The organism is Neglectibacter timonensis, from assembly GCF_900048895.1.
In the GTDB taxonomy this organism is placed as follows: Bacteria; Bacillota; Clostridia; order Oscillospirales; family Acutalibacteraceae; genus Acutalibacter; species Acutalibacter timonensis.
Map to the genome: position 1 here is coordinate 1 of NZ_LT160632.1, position 13,349 is coordinate 13,349.

The 13,349-nt window shown below is 52.8% G+C and carries 17 protein-coding genes; 11 read left to right on the top strand and 6 right to left on the bottom strand.

Annotated elements, in window-relative coordinates; translation table 11 throughout:
• Positions 1-9: 9 nt before the first annotated feature.
• From BN3911_RS00100 to BN3911_RS17045, 5 genes are all read left to right on the top strand, one after another.
• Positions 10-333 (top strand): FecCD family ABC transporter permease, encoded by a 324-nt coding sequence (locus BN3911_RS00100; RefSeq protein ID WP_341440177.1) that lies wholly within the window; start codon positions 10-12, stop codon positions 331-333.
• Positions 330-1,115: an ABC transporter ATP-binding protein gene (locus BN3911_RS00105; RefSeq protein ID WP_066859668.1), complete on the top strand. Its 786-nt coding sequence runs from the start codon at positions 330-332 to the stop codon at positions 1,113-1,115. Before BN3911_RS00100 ends, BN3911_RS00105 begins: the two co-directional genes overlap by 4 nt.
• A gap of 49 nt (positions 1,116-1,164) precedes the next feature.
• Positions 1,165-1,851: a precorrin-2 dehydrogenase/sirohydrochlorin ferrochelatase family protein gene (locus tag BN3911_RS00110; protein WP_066859671.1), complete on the top strand. Its 687-nt coding sequence runs from the start codon at positions 1,165-1,167 to the stop codon at positions 1,849-1,851.
• Positions 1,848-3,350, top strand: coding sequence for a uroporphyrinogen-III C-methyltransferase (cobA, locus tag BN3911_RS00115; RefSeq protein WP_066859674.1), 1,503 nt, complete (start codon positions 1,848-1,850; stop codon positions 3,348-3,350). The genes BN3911_RS00110 and cobA overlap by 4 nt, the downstream gene beginning before the upstream one ends.
• Positions 3,351-3,516: 166 nt before the next feature.
• Positions 3,517-3,750 (top strand): hypothetical protein, encoded by a 234-nt coding sequence (locus BN3911_RS17045; protein ID WP_147578461.1) that lies wholly within the window; start codon positions 3,517-3,519, stop codon positions 3,748-3,750.
• 216 nt (positions 3,751-3,966) lie between these two features.
• Here BN3911_RS17045 and BN3911_RS00125 read toward each other — a convergent pair whose 3' ends face one another.
• From BN3911_RS00125 to BN3911_RS00150, 6 genes are all read right to left on the bottom strand, one after another.
• A complete protein-coding gene (locus tag BN3911_RS00125; protein ID WP_066859679.1) occupies positions 3,967-4,518 on the bottom strand; it encodes a helix-turn-helix domain-containing protein in 552 nt (183 codons plus the stop codon).
• A gap of 292 nt (positions 4,519-4,810) precedes the next feature.
• Positions 4,811-5,398, bottom strand: coding sequence for a helix-turn-helix domain-containing protein (locus BN3911_RS00130; RefSeq protein ID WP_066859681.1), 588 nt, complete (start codon positions 5,396-5,398; stop codon positions 4,811-4,813).
• A 95-nt stretch (positions 5,399-5,493) separates the two neighbouring features.
• The gene (locus tag BN3911_RS00135; protein ID WP_066859684.1) at positions 5,494-6,063 is read right to left on the bottom strand and encodes a helix-turn-helix domain-containing protein; all 570 of its coding nucleotides are present in this window, start codon (positions 6,061-6,063) and stop codon (positions 5,494-5,496) included.
• Between the two features lie 80 nt (positions 6,064-6,143).
• The gene (locus BN3911_RS00140) at positions 6,144-6,692 is read right to left on the bottom strand and encodes a helix-turn-helix domain-containing protein (RefSeq protein ID WP_147578463.1); all 549 of its coding nucleotides are present in this window, start codon (positions 6,690-6,692) and stop codon (positions 6,144-6,146) included.
• An 18-nt stretch (positions 6,693-6,710) separates the two neighbouring features.
• Positions 6,711-7,310 carry a helix-turn-helix domain-containing protein gene (locus BN3911_RS16885; RefSeq protein WP_147578464.1) on the bottom strand — a complete coding sequence of 200 codons (600 nt, stop codon included), beginning with the start codon at positions 7,308-7,310 and terminating at the stop codon, positions 6,711-6,713.
• Positions 7,311-7,438: 128 nt separating this feature from the next.
• Positions 7,439-7,783 carry a helix-turn-helix domain-containing protein gene (locus BN3911_RS00150; protein WP_066859688.1) on the bottom strand — a complete coding sequence of 115 codons (345 nt, stop codon included), beginning with the start codon at positions 7,781-7,783 and terminating at the stop codon, positions 7,439-7,441.
• Between the two features lie 131 nt (positions 7,784-7,914).
• Between BN3911_RS00150 and BN3911_RS00155 the strand changes: the two genes are divergently transcribed.
• The 6 genes from BN3911_RS00155 (at position 7,915) to BN3911_RS00180 (ending at position 13,235) form a co-directional block, all read left to right on the top strand.
• Positions 7,915-8,637: a hypothetical protein gene (locus BN3911_RS00155; RefSeq protein ID WP_066859692.1), complete on the top strand. Its 723-nt coding sequence runs from the start codon at positions 7,915-7,917 to the stop codon at positions 8,635-8,637.
• Positions 8,638-8,639: 2 nt separating this feature from the next.
• Entirely contained in the window at positions 8,640-9,686 is a 1,047-nt protein-coding gene (locus tag BN3911_RS00160; protein WP_187127653.1) for a M56 family metallopeptidase, read from the top strand.
• Positions 9,683-9,997: a hypothetical protein gene (locus BN3911_RS00165; protein ID WP_066859698.1), complete on the top strand. Its 315-nt coding sequence runs from the start codon at positions 9,683-9,685 to the stop codon at positions 9,995-9,997. Before BN3911_RS00160 ends, BN3911_RS00165 begins: the two co-directional genes overlap by 4 nt.
• Positions 9,998-10,133: 136 nt before the next feature.
• On the top strand, positions 10,134-10,985 hold the full coding sequence (locus tag BN3911_RS00170; protein ID WP_066859700.1) for a DNA methyltransferase family protein: 852 nt from the start codon (positions 10,134-10,136) through the stop codon (positions 10,983-10,985).
• A gap of 57 nt (positions 10,986-11,042) precedes the next feature.
• Entirely contained in the window at positions 11,043-11,951 is a 909-nt protein-coding gene (locus BN3911_RS00175; RefSeq protein WP_066859703.1) for a type IIL restriction-modification enzyme MmeI, read from the top strand.
• 303 nt (positions 11,952-12,254) lie between these two features.
• A complete protein-coding gene (locus BN3911_RS00180; RefSeq protein ID WP_066859706.1) occupies positions 12,255-13,235 on the top strand; it encodes a phosphotransferase enzyme family protein in 981 nt (326 codons plus the stop codon).
• Positions 13,236-13,349 lie beyond the last annotated feature (114 nt).

Here is a 13,349-nt window from a genome sequence, read left to right on the forward strand (position 1 = left end):
GCCCGGAGCCTGGGCCTGCCGGTGCGGCGGGTCCGGCTGATCCTTCTGGCGCTGGCCGCCGCGCTGGCGGGGGCGGCGGTGAGCTTTGCGGGCCTGCTGGGCTTTGTGGGGCTGATCGTCCCCCACATGGTGCGGCGGCTGGTGGGCGGCGAGGGCAGAAGCCTGCTGCCGGGCTGCGCTCTGGGCGGCGCGGCCCTTCTCACCCTGTGCGACATCGCCGCCCGCACCCTGTTCGCCCCCTACGAGCTGCCGGTGGGCATCGTCCTCTCCCTGGTGGGCGGCCCCTTCTTCCTCTGGCTGCTGTTCCGCAAAAAGGGGGTGATCCACCCGTGATTGAGCTGCGCCATCTCAGCGCGGGCTACCGCGGGACGCCCGTCCTGGAGGACGTCACCCTTACTTTCCCCACCGGCTGCGTCACCGTCCTGCTGGGCCCCAACGGCTGCGGGAAGACCACGCTGCTGAAGACCGCCCTGGGGCTGCTGCCCCCCCTCTCCGGCGAAGTTCTTTACGGGGGAGTCCCCCTGTCCTCCCTCTCCCCGGCCCAGGCGGCCCGGCAGGCCGCCTATATGGCCCAAAGCCGCAACATCCCCACCATCACGGCCCGGCGCATGGTCCTCCACGGCCGCTTTCCTTACCTTTCCTTTCCCCGGCGTTACCGGAAAGAGGATTTTGAGGCCGCGGACCGGGCCCTGTCGGCTGCCGACGCTCTGGCGCTTGCGGAGCGCCCCATGCAGGAGCTCAGCGGCGGCCAGCGGCAGAAGGTCTATCTGGCTATGGCCCTGGCCCAGGAGACCGAAAGCGTCTTCATGGACGAGCCCACCACCTGGCTGGACGTGCGCCACCAGCTGGAGGTGATGCGCACCGCCCGCGCCCTGGCCGAAAACGGCAGGGCCGTGGTGCTGGTGAGCCACAACCTCTGCCAGTCCCTGCGGGTTGCCGGACGGGTGGCCCTGCTGGCGGAGGGGCGGCTGCAGCAGCTTTCCGCCCCGGAGGCGCTCTATGAAAGCGGCGCGCTGGACCGGGCCTTCGGGGTCCGGGTCCGGCGGGTGGAGACGGAGGGCGGCTGGCAGTATTACTGCGAGGAGCCGCCGGAAGGCGGCGTACACAACGGCTGACGGAAGCGGGAAAGGGAAAAGCGTTCTCCCGCCCGGAAAGGAACTGGCTATGGCATATTTCCCTCTGTTTATTGAATTGGAGGCCGCCCCCTGCCTGGTGGTGGGCGGCGGCCCCGTGGCCCTGCGCAAGGTGCAGAAGCTGCTGCCCTACGGCCCGAAGCTCAAGGCAGTGGCCCCGGACTTCCTGCCCGCGTTCCGCCGCCTGGAAAAGGAGGCGGGGCTGGAACTGCACTGCCGGGAATTCCGGCCGGACGACCTGGCAGGCAGCACGCTGGTCATCGCCGCCGCAGGCGACAGGGCGGTGAACCGCAGAATCGCCGCCCTGTGCAGGGCGGCCGGCATCCCGGTAAACGCGGTGGACGACAAGGAGGCCTGCACCTTCCTGTTCCCCGCCCTGGTGCGCAGGGGGCCGCTCTCCATCGGCATCTCTACCGGCGGGGCCAGCCCCAGCGCCGCCGTCTTTGTCAAGGAGCGGGTGGAGGCCTGCCTGCCCGTCCCCCGGGATACGGACGGGGCGGACGGCTTCGGGGAAATCCTTGCCTATCTCGCCTCCCTGCGTCCCCGGGTCAAGGGGGAAATCGGGGAAGAAAGCCTGCGGGCGGCCCTGTTTTCCGCGCTGTTTGACGCCTGCCTGGAGCGGGGCCGCCCCCTGACGGAGGAGGAGTACGCCGCCCTCATGGGGCAGGTTTGTTCCAGGGGCTGCGCCCCATTGATCGGAAAGGAGAGGGAAGGATGAAAGAAACCGGCTGTGTCTATCTGGTTGGCGCGGGCTGCGGCAGCGCGGATCTCATCACCGTCAGGGGCCTGCGCCTGCTGCAAAGCTGCGGCGCCGTGGTCTACGACGCGCTCATCGACCCCGCCCTGCTGGAGGAGGCCCCCCTGGCGGAGCGGTACCCCGCGGGCAAGCGCAGCGGCAGTCATTCCATGCCCCAGGAGGAGATCAGCGCCCTGCTGGTGCGGCTGGCCCGGGAGGGGAAAACCGTGGTGCGGCTCAAGGGCGGGGACCCCTTTGTCTTCGGCCGGGGCGGCGAGGAAATTCTGGCCCTGCAGGAGGCGGGGATCCCCTTTGAGGAGGTGCCCGGCATCTCCTCCGCCGTGGCCATTCCCGCCGAGGCGGGAATCCCCGTGACCCACCGGGAGCTGAGCAGGAGCTTCCACGTCATCACCGGCCGCACAGCGGCAGGGGGGGAGCTCCTGCCCGAATCCCTGCAGGCCCTGGCCGCCCTCCAGGGCACGCTGGTGTTTTTGATGGGCCTGGGCGGTTTGGAGCGGATCGCCGCCGGGCTGATCGCCGCGGGAAAGTCCCCGCAGACCCCTGCCGCCGTGGTTTCCGGAGGCAATTCTCCCAGCCCCGCCAACCTGCGCGGCACGCTGGAAACCATTGCGGAACAGGCCCGCGCCGCCGCCGTACAGGCTCCCGCGGTCATTGTGGTGGGGGAAACCGCTGCCCTTCATCTGGAATCCGGCATTTCCCGGCCTCTCCGGGGCGTGAGCGTGGGCCTGACGGGAACCCCGGCCTTTGCCGCCAAATTGGCAGACAGTCTGCGGCCCCTGGGGGCCCGGACCTTCCCCCTGCTCACGGCCCGCATCCAACCGCTGCCCCTGGAATTTGACCTGTCCCGTCTGGGGGACGGCGCCGGAAGGTGGATCGTCCTGACCAGCGCCAACGGGGTTTCCTGTTTCTTTGACCTGCTGAACCGGGAAAAAATCGACCTGCGCTCCCTGAAGGGCTGCAAATTTGCCGTCATCGGGCAGGCCACCGGGGAGGCCCTGGCCCGGTACGGCGTCTTTGCGGACCTTTGCCCAGGCTGCGCCACAGGGGAGGATTTGGCCGCGGCCCTCTGTGCCGCCGTCCGTCCCCCGGAAACGGCGCTGCTGTTCCGGGCGGCTGGGAGCAGTCCCGCCCTGGGGAAAGCGCTGGAGGGGAGCCGCATCCCCGTGGAGGAGCATTCCCTCTATGAAACCGTCTACGTTCCCTGCGAACCCCAGGAACAGCCGGACTACCTGACCTTTGCCAGCGCGGGGAGCGTGCGGGCCTATTTCCGCGCCTTCGGCGCGCCGCCGGAAAGCTGCACCTGCGTCTGCATCGGCCCGGTGACCGCCGCCGCCCTGCAGGAGCGCACCCCGGCCCCCTTCCTCACGGCCCCGGACATCTCCGCCGCATCCATAGCCTCCGCCATCCTGCACCACAAAACTTCCGCTTTCTTTCGCAGAAAGCGAGGCCATGAACTCTGAGTTTTATCCCCCAAGCTGTCTTTTTTCCTCCGGCCGGGGGGAAAAAAGGCGGCCTCATTTTATTCGGTCATCTTCTTGCCACCTTATCAGCCGCCTTTGGTCTTGGTCGGTGCTGGGCGCATGCCACTGGCATGCAGCGCCCTTAGCCTTCCCCTTGAGGGGAGAGGTGGAACAGATTCCTGCGGAATATGCTGGCTGTGCCGTGACGGATGAGGTGGAAAGCTCCCCGCTTACACCGCAGCGGCAGAGTACGGGCGGAAGATGGCCGAGCGGAGGCGAGGCTTATCTTCTTGACACCTCATCAGTCACCTTTGGTGACAGCTTCCCCTCAAGGGGAAGCCTTGGGCTGGGCGAAAACCCGGCAGCAGCCGGGGCCGCGGGAGCAAACCCGAAAATTTAGGAGACGAGCGCAGAATATCTCCTTACGCGGCGCTGCCGCTGTCTGTGGAAAAAACAAGGAAAGCATCCTAATTGGAAACGAACCACCCACCCTTGGCGGCGGGTGGTTTTCTTATTGCCTGCAAACCGAATACAGCTGTTATTCTGAAAGAAATTGAAGATGGAAAAACACCCTTGAATTTGGCTATGGATAGCCGGATTCAAGGGCGTTTTCGCTTTATGCTAATTCCTTCAGGGCTTTCACAACTACTTTTATGGTTTCCAAAGCAACAACTCGTTTGTATCCATCCAGATCGGCAACCTCGCTTTGGAGGAAAGACGCCTTAATGGGAGTTGCCGATATTAGACTATCACATAATGCGGCATCGGCAGACATTTCAAGTTCATTTAGGATGTGAACGACTAAATCGAAACTTGGAATTTTAGTCCCGCTTTCTACTAAATTCAAATAAGAGGGAGTAATTTCCAGCTGTTTAGCAAAATCAGCTTGCTTAATACCCTTTTCAATACGGTAATCACGGATTCGTTTTCCAAATTGAAGTAAGGAAAGAGAAAGCCCATCAGACTGCTTCTGCATATCGGGGCTATTACCTATCAAATAGTCAACGGTTACTCCAAAAAAATTGGAAATAGCGATAAGCATATCTATGCCGGGTTCCTGATCCGTTTCATATGCCGATACTCTCCGGGAAGAAATACCGAGGGCCGCGCCCAGCTCTTTCTGTGTAAGATTAAATTGTTCTCGCAGTTCACGTAATCTTTTTACCAATTTGGTATCCTCCCTAAGATTCGATAAGATCAGTATACCATTACGCAAGTGCAAATCAAGGATGGATTTTGATTTCAAAAAACAGTTAGAAGTTCCTTAAAACCAATTCTGCGCATTTATTATCGCTAGTAATGTGGAATTGGAGCAAGGCGCTTTCTATTTTGCACCTTGCTCCAATTCCAAAAAAGTATCAAAAAGGCTTTCTATTGCATCTAGGAGCAGTCGTTGGTGCGTTGGATTCAATTCATCCATTTTTAAAAAGGGAAATTCCCTTTTTGATTTGCAAGAAATGTTACCTTGTTTCGTTCTCGTCAGGTAAATTGACATCGGCTGATTTTAAAACTTCCACGGTTTTCAATAGTAAGTCTAAAGCAAGTCTTTGTTTAAAAAGCGGGAGTGAAGAGACGGCACACTGCACAAAGGTCGCTTGCCGAGGGATCGCGCCATTAAGTACGTCCCGGAGGATATCATCTGCAGGTGCGTCTAAAATATTGAGCATACGAATAAATGTTTCCATTTTAGGAAGCTTTTTTCCGTGCTCTATAAGGGAAATATACGCGGGCGTAACGCCTAGTGCTTTTGCAAACTGAGCTTTGGTCATTTTTTTCAAATTCCGATATTTTTCGATCTGAGAACCTATGCTATCAGTGTTTATAGGTACAACTGCTTTCGGTGTTTGTGTGATATCTTCGTTTAATAAGCGATTGATAGCAATACCGAAAAATTCAGACAAGGCGAACAGGGTTTCGATGTCCGGTTTAACCGTACCATGTTCATAGGTGTAAATTCGACGAATGGTCAACCCAGTAAATTCCGCCAACTGTTTTTGTGTAAGATTGCAGGCATTGCGCAAAGCTTTCAAATTATTAGCTAATAACATATTTCCCAAAATGACGCACTCCACGAAAATAATTTATTGAAATGACAATGGGGTGTCAATGCGCTGTCTGTCACAAATCATCCAAATAGCAGTGGCTATTGACCTGCTTTCTCAATTTCAGCCAATGTCCTGAAAACAGATTCAATCGTGTCGAGCATAATCCTTTGGTTTGTGGGACGAAGTGAAGGAATAAGCGTCTCCAAATATCGTGCCCTTGTCGTATGTGCGGCGACCAGATTATCGGCAAGTGCGAAATCAGCTGACATCCCCAATGCGTTCATAAGTTCAATAGCTGTATCGAATTTCGGTATTCTAAATCCCTTTTCTATAGCGCTAAGATATTGCACACTTATATGGGCACGGTCTGCTATAGTTTTTGGGGGAATAGCTTTTTCCTCCCTGAACCGACGAATCCGATCCCCAAATTTTGCCAAAGATAAGCTATAGCCATCTGCGTCGGTAACGGAGGGGCTTTGCCGATCCATTAAATCATCAAGGCTGATTTCATAAAAGTCTGCAAGATCAGCAAGTGTATACAAATCCGGCTCGGCTTCACCGGACTCATAACTGGAAATCCGTCTTATAGTGAGATTTAAAGCAGTAGCAACATCGTCTTGCGTTAAGTGACGCGACAGGCGATAAGACTTTAGTTTATCACCGAGCATTGACTTCACGACCCTTTCCTGAAGATGATGTAACCACAAAAATAATATATTGAAATGACCATTTCAATATATATCCAACGCTATAATGTTTTTAAAATCGCTTCAATAAGATTAAGTGCTTGGGCCCTTTTTTCTACTGGCAAAGAAAAAACGCGATCCTGCAGCAAGGCCGATTTGATTGGGGCACTTGCCGTCAAAACATCCATAAAAGCATAATCAGCAGAAGCACCCAAGGCATTTAGAATGCGAATTGCGGTCTCCAATTTGGGGCTACGTCCATTTTCGATTGCCCCTAAATAAGTACATGTAATCCCAGCCGCCTCTGCGATATCTTTCTTTTCGAGGTTGTGATTGATACGGAACTGCTGTATTCTTTCTCCGAATCGAGAGATATTAAGTGGTTCCGCTAATTCATCATACGGCTGTGTGTCGGGATTTGACCGTCCTAACAGGAAATCCACTGATACATTAAAAACATCGGCAAAGGCAATGAGCAAATCTATGTCAGGATTCACACCTTCCCGTTCGTAGGAAAAAATCATACGAACCGTCACACCGCGCCCAATAATTTTGCACAGTTGCATTCTGCTCCAACCTTTACCGTTTCGCAACGCTTCCAAGTTTGTCACTTTAGGATACCTCAAATGTCAATCTGATGCTTTCTTGATACCTTGATCTTCTTCCAGCTTTTCTATCATGCTCTCAATCATGTCAAGCATAAACTTCTGTTTTTCAGGGCGTAAAGCAGCCATTCTGATTTCCAAATAATGGCTTCGTACAGTGTAGCCTGATACTAAAGAATCCATAAAAGCTGCATCAGCTGAAGCACCAAGGGCATTCAAAATCTTAATTGCTGTTTCTAGCTTAGGAATTTTTTTGCCAGCTTCAATCAGCAAAAGGTATGTTTGAGATATACCGATTTCCAAAGATAATTCCTTAGCTGAAATGTTTTTTTCTGTTCGACACTGACGGACCCTTTTCCCAAAAGCCCATAGACACAAATCAGAATCTTCCGGCTTGGGGAACACTGTTGTCTCCCTGCCTATCAGATAGTCTACTGTAACCCCAAAAAAGTGTGCAAGTTTATCCAAAGTTTCTATATCCGGTTCAGCTTTTCCTGTCTCATAAACAGAGATGCGTTTCGGATCAAATTCTTCGTTATCATAGGCTCCAAGGGCTTCAGCTAGAGCTCTTTGGCTAAGGTTATGCTGTTCCCGTAAGTGACGAAGCCTGTTTAAGTTCGCCAAGGCCACCGCCCCTTTGCATTTTAAGGTATAAATCGTACAACTAAGTATATATCACAAGACAAAAAACAGGAATCTTTTAAAATGTCGAAACATTTGCATTGACGAGACAAAAAATAGGATATATTATATTACTTGGAGACGCGCTTTTGTTCTTCATTCATAGTCTCATCGAATTCATCCAGAATCCCAAGAAGATATTGTACTAGCTTTGGGTTATTGACCCTGTTTATGCGATATGCAAGTTCCTTATCAGCGTCAGTCAGACTGTCTCTTACTTCTGTGAACTCCAGGAGGTAGTCGCTAGATACGTTGTAATATGTCATAAGGGCTTTTAATGCTTTTTTAATGCTCTTCCCTCTGTTTCCGGCTTCCCATTGCTGAAAAGTGGATTGGGTAAGGCCAATGCTATCAGCGGCTTCATCTTGTGTTTGCCCAGATTCTATCCGTAGTTTATGGATGTGTGTCTCTTCCATTTTTTCGACCTCCTCACGGACTTCACTATTTGTTTGAATTGTACCTTTATTTTTTTGCCCATGCAAATTGAAAATATAAAGATAAACATATAAATTTATATTTTCAAGTAAAATTGGAGGAAAAATTGAGAATGATAGAGATTGAAAATATAGAAAAGTTAGAATTATCCTATTGGTTAAAAAGATACTTGAAGTCAAATAGGATGACCGAGGACAGTTTTGCAGCTTATAGCGGTCTGGATGTTGACACTGTACGTAGAGCTGTTTCACAAAAAACTATACCTCAGTCAGCAATGAAATCTATAGGTGCAAGCATCCATAGATCCTATGAAATGTTTCGGGTTGCACCCATAGAAGATCCGGCTGTCAAAACGATGATGGCAATGCTCGCATTGGAATGTCGAGAAAACTCTATGTGTAATAAAGCTGACTCAGACACTGTCAGTCATGCCTATAGGATTATTAAAGAGAATTATGCCGTCGAAGATATTGAGCGTGCCTCCCAGTGGTTAAGATATTTATTACAGCATCCAGATAGTAAAGAGGCTACGTTTGTAATTGTCCAAATGGAAGATATCATAAAAGATTGTCTCAATCAAAAAACAGCATCCCAGAGCATACTAGACGATACTTCAACCCTGAATCGAGTGCCTAAAACATTGCGTAAGCTCAGGAGAACGGTAGGAATGATACAAAAGCCCACTTGTGGAATTAGCAGCCTTAGCCAAAGGATACGCGTCGCTTTTCAAAGTGAATTGGATGCTATTCCCGCACCCGGTTATGCTGAAAAGGAAAGCCCCGAAGCCATAGCCAAGGCAAAAACGCACATAGCCGGAAAAAACAAGGGAAAGTGAGAGTGTCGTTTTACTCTGTGCTTATGTCTGTCGTCTGGTGCGATTTACTGATCCTGTTAATCTACTTTCTGCGCCGCCGTTTGTGGTTCGTCCGGGCTTTTGGCTCTCATAGCCTCATTGTCCTGTATGTTGGGTGTGCGCTCCGCCTTTTGCTTGGTTTCGAGCTGGAGGCGGCGGTGGAAATTCCGGTGCGGTTCTTCAATCCGGTAGCAACGTTGCTGATGAAAACTGTTCCGCTTGGCCCGCGTAGTATTCCCATCAAAACGGTGCTTTTGTCGGTGTGGCTCTTGGTCGGCTTGGCGGCTATGGCCCAGGTGTTTCGGAAGCACCGGCGTTTTTGGAAAGCCGCCCGCTCCTTGCCGGAGGCTGGTGAGGAAGTGAAACGGTGTTTGTCTCAAATAGTGGATAGCCGGGATTCCGAAAAACTGCGCGCTGTGGTTTCTTCGCAAATCGGTTCGCCTTTCTTGACCGGGTGCTTCCAAGGGACGGTTTGTTTACCGGATCGGAATTGGAAGAAGCGGGAACTGCTCTGCGTCCTGCAGCATGAGGCTGCGCACTTCAAACATCATGACGAATTTACCTATTTGCTGGCAGATCTCTTTTGCGCGTTTTTTTGGTGGAATCCCTGCGCGTACCTCTTGAGACGCTGCGTCAAGGAAATTCTGGAATATAGGGCGGATGAAGAGGTGGTCAGAGGAAGGAAACCCAGTGATGTGCGGTACTACTGCATGACGCTCATCGAGTTCGCAGGAACCGAGACTTCCATCGCGCCCAGTTTTGCAGCTTCCAAACTGGAATGCCGGGTGGCAAGGATTATGGACAAACCGTTTGCCAAGGCGGGAAAAGTCTTGAGCGGAGCGACTCTGTTACTGACAGCTGCCGTTTTGTTTCTCGTTTCTTACTGCATCATATTTCAGTCCTACTTTGTGGCGGACGTGGAGCCCTGTTTCATTCTGGAAGATAGGATATCGGCAAAACCGCAAAGTGAATGTGAGTTGGTAAAACTGCGGGAGATCTTACCCGCTGAATATTCAGGAGGAAAGTTATGAAAAAATTTGCTGCCCTATTTCTGGCCGCCACGCTTCTGACGTCAGGTCCTGCCCTCGGTGCGGGAGTACAAGCCCACGCCGCAGAAACGCCCCCTATTGTGGCGAATGCCGGCTTCCGTGATTTGACGCCGAAGCAGATTGCGGAACTTCCATACATCACCATTGAGCGGGCCGATTTTGGACCGTCCACCAGGGCGGATGTGATCGAATGGTACATCGTGAGAGATAAGAACACAGGGAAACGGTATGCCCGCCGCTGGAATGCTACCTGGGGCTACTGGGTAGACCCGGACTGGATTCCGATTGACTAATTCAACTGCCCTTGTTGGCGCTCCAGTTTTGGAGCGCCAAAGTTTCGGACTGCAGGGTGAAAAATGATTACTTTAATAAAGCGGAACCCGCTGACGGATAAGCGCGGGAAACGGAAAAGAAAGGAAAGATAGGGTTGTGAGAGAAAAGGGCCGGTTGGACTGGGAAGCCACGGTGGGGAAGATCAAGAAGCAGGGGAAACCGCTGTTTTTTCAGGAATCCATACCAATAGCAGCGGAGTTGAATCTGGTTATGTCCCCGAAGGCCAGGGACAAGCTGCTCAGGCTATTTCCCGCGGCGGAAAGCTGCCTATACCCCTTTGTAAGCGGCAACACGCTGTTCTACAGGGAGAGGAAGGATTGCCTCTGGCTGCCGGGCTGTCCCGATATCTTTCTGAGAAACCGTATTTTGCTGGCGGCGGAGGCGGAGCTGAACGGGCCGGACCGGGAGAGCTGGGGAAGGGCGTACTGCGGCCTTGTTCCCGCGAACAAGGAGGAGCCGCTTGTAGCGGCTGGGCAGAGATACCGAAAAGGCTCGGGGGCGCCGGTGCGGATTTTCCGGGAGCCTGTGGCGGTGGGGGAGCTGGTGATTGCCAGCAGAGGAAATACCCTGCTGCAGTACGGCTTGCTGTCGTCCCGAATGTTCCGCGTGTGGAGCAATGCGTTGAGCAGGAACGCACAGACCCGCAACTTGTACCAATATGTCTACAATGCTTTTCCGGTTCCGAAAGCGGAGAGGAATTTTTTGGAGAAAATAGAAAGCGCCGCCTTTGAGCTGGCGGAAGGCGGAAATAGGGCGGAGAAGCGCAAAAACTTGGACAATTGGGTAGAAGAGCTGTATGGAGGGCCTTTTGCTTCCGATGAAGAACGCCTGAACAGGCTGGCGGCACTTTTCCTATCGAGAAAGCGTCCGGCAAGAACTGAGAACAAAGAAAGAATGGAACCTGCCGGACCGGCTGCTCCCGGCGTGAGCCTGACATGTGCGGGCTGAAGAACGCCCCGGCGGCTTCGGGCACTGCCAAAATTTGTAGAGAAGGAGAGCGGACGGATGAATGCTGCAAGGATAGAAGTACGGAACCATGTTCAGAAAATCAAGGAGCAGGGGTGCGGGAAAGCTCTGATTCCGGATTGGATTGCCTATGGTACTTCCGCAGAGCCGGGAACGCAGCTTTTTCTGCTGACGGAGGCGCAGGCAAAGAGAATCAGGGAGGAATCTCCAGACACGGCGAAGCTGATCCGTCCCTATTACAGCGATGAATACTTCAGAACGGGAATTGCAAAGTCCTGTATCCTGCTGGAAGGAAAACCGGAAAAGGCCGCCTTACGCTATCTCTGGGAGAACCTGTGGAAGGATGGGGAAAGGAAAAGAAGCAGCTTTTACGTTCCTTCCGCACTGCGCCGGGCGCGGCGGGGGCGTCTCATTCTGCCGGGATGCCTGGATCCGGAATTTGAAATCATGCCTATGGCGTGGGTCCAAGCCGATTCGGTAATAGGGAAGGGGCTGCTCACCATTGCCGACCCCTCCGCGTTGGCTTGCTGTGTGGCGGCGTCCCACGCATTCCATGTATGGCATCGGGCGTTTTCCAGAAGGGATGAGGAGGGAAGACTGCACTATACCATGCTGTACCGCTGTTTCGAGAACTGTCCCAATCCCGGTCTTGCGCCCGCGCTTGCAGAGGAATTGACGGGAAAATTAAAGCGCTTCCATATGGAGACAATCCGGGCAATTCGTGAAGCCCGCCTTGCCGGAAAGCCTTTCACCAGATATGAAGACTTTGCTTCCAGAGAGACGGCGGCGTGTCTGCAGCAGGTCAACGAGGCTGTAAATGCGGGCTATGGGGCTGATTGCCAGCCCGCCGGCGGCGATTCCGGGGCTTTCCGGGAGCAGCTTTTGTGGAAGCTTTTGGAGGTACACGAGTGCCAGCGGCAACAGGCGGAGCGCTCCAAACCCATCTGACCGCGCAGTATTGCCGGGCAGCAGGCGGCTGGAGGAAAGTAAAGTTTTCGCCCACCTTTGAGAATGGTGCGGCGGAGGGAATCACGCATTGACAGCGGCAGAAATTTCTGATAGAGTGATAACAGTATTGAAAGGCAGGTGAGCGGGCAGTATGAAAATCGAATTTTATCTGAAAAACCGAAGTAATACCGCTCGCTTGATCAGCATCGTATAAGAGGCACTCGTGTTTATGATCAGTAAGCGATAAATTTTGCACTTCTGTTTTTCAGGAGTGCTTATTTTATTTTTGAAAGGATAGACACGATGTTAAAACTCAAATACTTATTTGAAAACTATGGCTTGGCAAAGGAAGCGCTTGAAAATTGGGAGCATGATGAGGACACGCTTGACAGGATGCTGTCTCAGTTTCGGATTTCTTCCAATGCAATTTATCCGTTTTGCCAAAATGGCGAGGTCTGTTTTTTACGGCTTTCCCCTCTTGAAGAAAAAATGGAGAACAATGTGTTTGGAGAGATGGAATTCATCCGTTATCTTCTGGAGCGCGGCTATCCCGCCTTAAAGCCCATCGGGACAAAAACGGGGGAACTATGCTTGAAGCTGGACACCGAGTGGGGTCAGTTCTACGCGGCCGCGTTTCGCAAAGTGGACGGCGTGCCGGTAGAAGACACGGAGCTGTCGCACGAAATTATGCGGGAATACGGAAAAACGCTGGGGAGGCTTCATTCCCTATCCTCTCACTATGCTGCAAAAACGAAAAAGTGGACGCACAGTGAGGTTTTGGACTGGATTATGTCGGTGCTTTCAGAATACCATGCTCCGGAAGCTGCCGTTTCAGAACAAATCGCCATAAAAAATGAACTGGGTAGACTTCCGGCAAACCGCAATACGTATGGATTGGTTCATTACGATTTTGAACTGGACAATGTTTTCTATGACAAAGAAAAGAAGGCCTGCTCTGTCATAGATTTTGACGACGGCATGTACCATTGGTTTGCCTTAGATTTGGAACAGGTTTTTGAATCCCTCGAAGACAGGCTAAGCGGCGAAGCCCTTCAATCGGCAAGAAACGAATTTATCGAAGGGTATCAGGAGGAACGCCCGTATACGCGGGAGATGGAAGAATGGCTTCCGCTTATGCGGCGGTTCAGCAATCTGTATGGCTATGCGCGGCTGATCCGGTGTGTTGCGGAAAAATTTGCCGATGAGCCTGAATGGCTGACAGAGCTGAGAAAGAAATTAGAAAGAGCCATTTTGGAAAAAGAAGCAAGGCTGCTGAAACCGTAAAGGGCGTCCCTGCGAACAACGGGACCGGCTCTGTGCCGCGCTCATTTTGTATGGGAAAAACCCCTCCTGACGCAAGAAAAGGAACTGCGTCAGGAGGGGTTCTGTCTGCCGTGC

What these genes read in the sequence shown, in the direction of transcription:
- BN3911_RS00110 (WP_066859671.1), top strand. Translation starts at nt 1,165, where the DNA reads ATGGCATATTTCCCTCTGTTTATTGAATTGGAGGCCGCCCCCTGCCTG.
- cobA (WP_066859674.1), top strand. Translation starts at nt 1,848, where the DNA reads ATGAAAGAAACCGGCTGTGTCTATCTGGTTGGCGCGGGCTGCGGCAGC.
- BN3911_RS00130 (WP_066859681.1), bottom strand. Translation starts at nt 5,398, where the DNA reads ATGTTATTAGCTAATAATTTGAAAGCTTTGCGCAATGCCTGCAATCTT.
- BN3911_RS00135 (WP_066859684.1), bottom strand. Translation starts at nt 6,063, where the DNA reads ATGCTCGGTGATAAACTAAAGTCTTATCGCCTGTCGCGTCACTTAACG.
- BN3911_RS00150 (WP_066859688.1), bottom strand. Translation starts at nt 7,783, where the DNA reads ATGGAAGAGACACACATCCATAAACTACGGATAGAATCTGGGCAAACA.
- BN3911_RS00155 (WP_066859692.1), top strand. Translation starts at nt 7,915, where the DNA reads ATGATAGAGATTGAAAATATAGAAAAGTTAGAATTATCCTATTGGTTA.
- BN3911_RS00165 (WP_066859698.1), top strand. Translation starts at nt 9,683, where the DNA reads ATGAAAAAATTTGCTGCCCTATTTCTGGCCGCCACGCTTCTGACGTCA.
- BN3911_RS00175 (WP_066859703.1), top strand. Translation starts at nt 11,043, where the DNA reads ATGAATGCTGCAAGGATAGAAGTACGGAACCATGTTCAGAAAATCAAG.
- BN3911_RS00180 (WP_066859706.1), top strand. Translation starts at nt 12,255, where the DNA reads ATGTTAAAACTCAAATACTTATTTGAAAACTATGGCTTGGCAAAGGAA.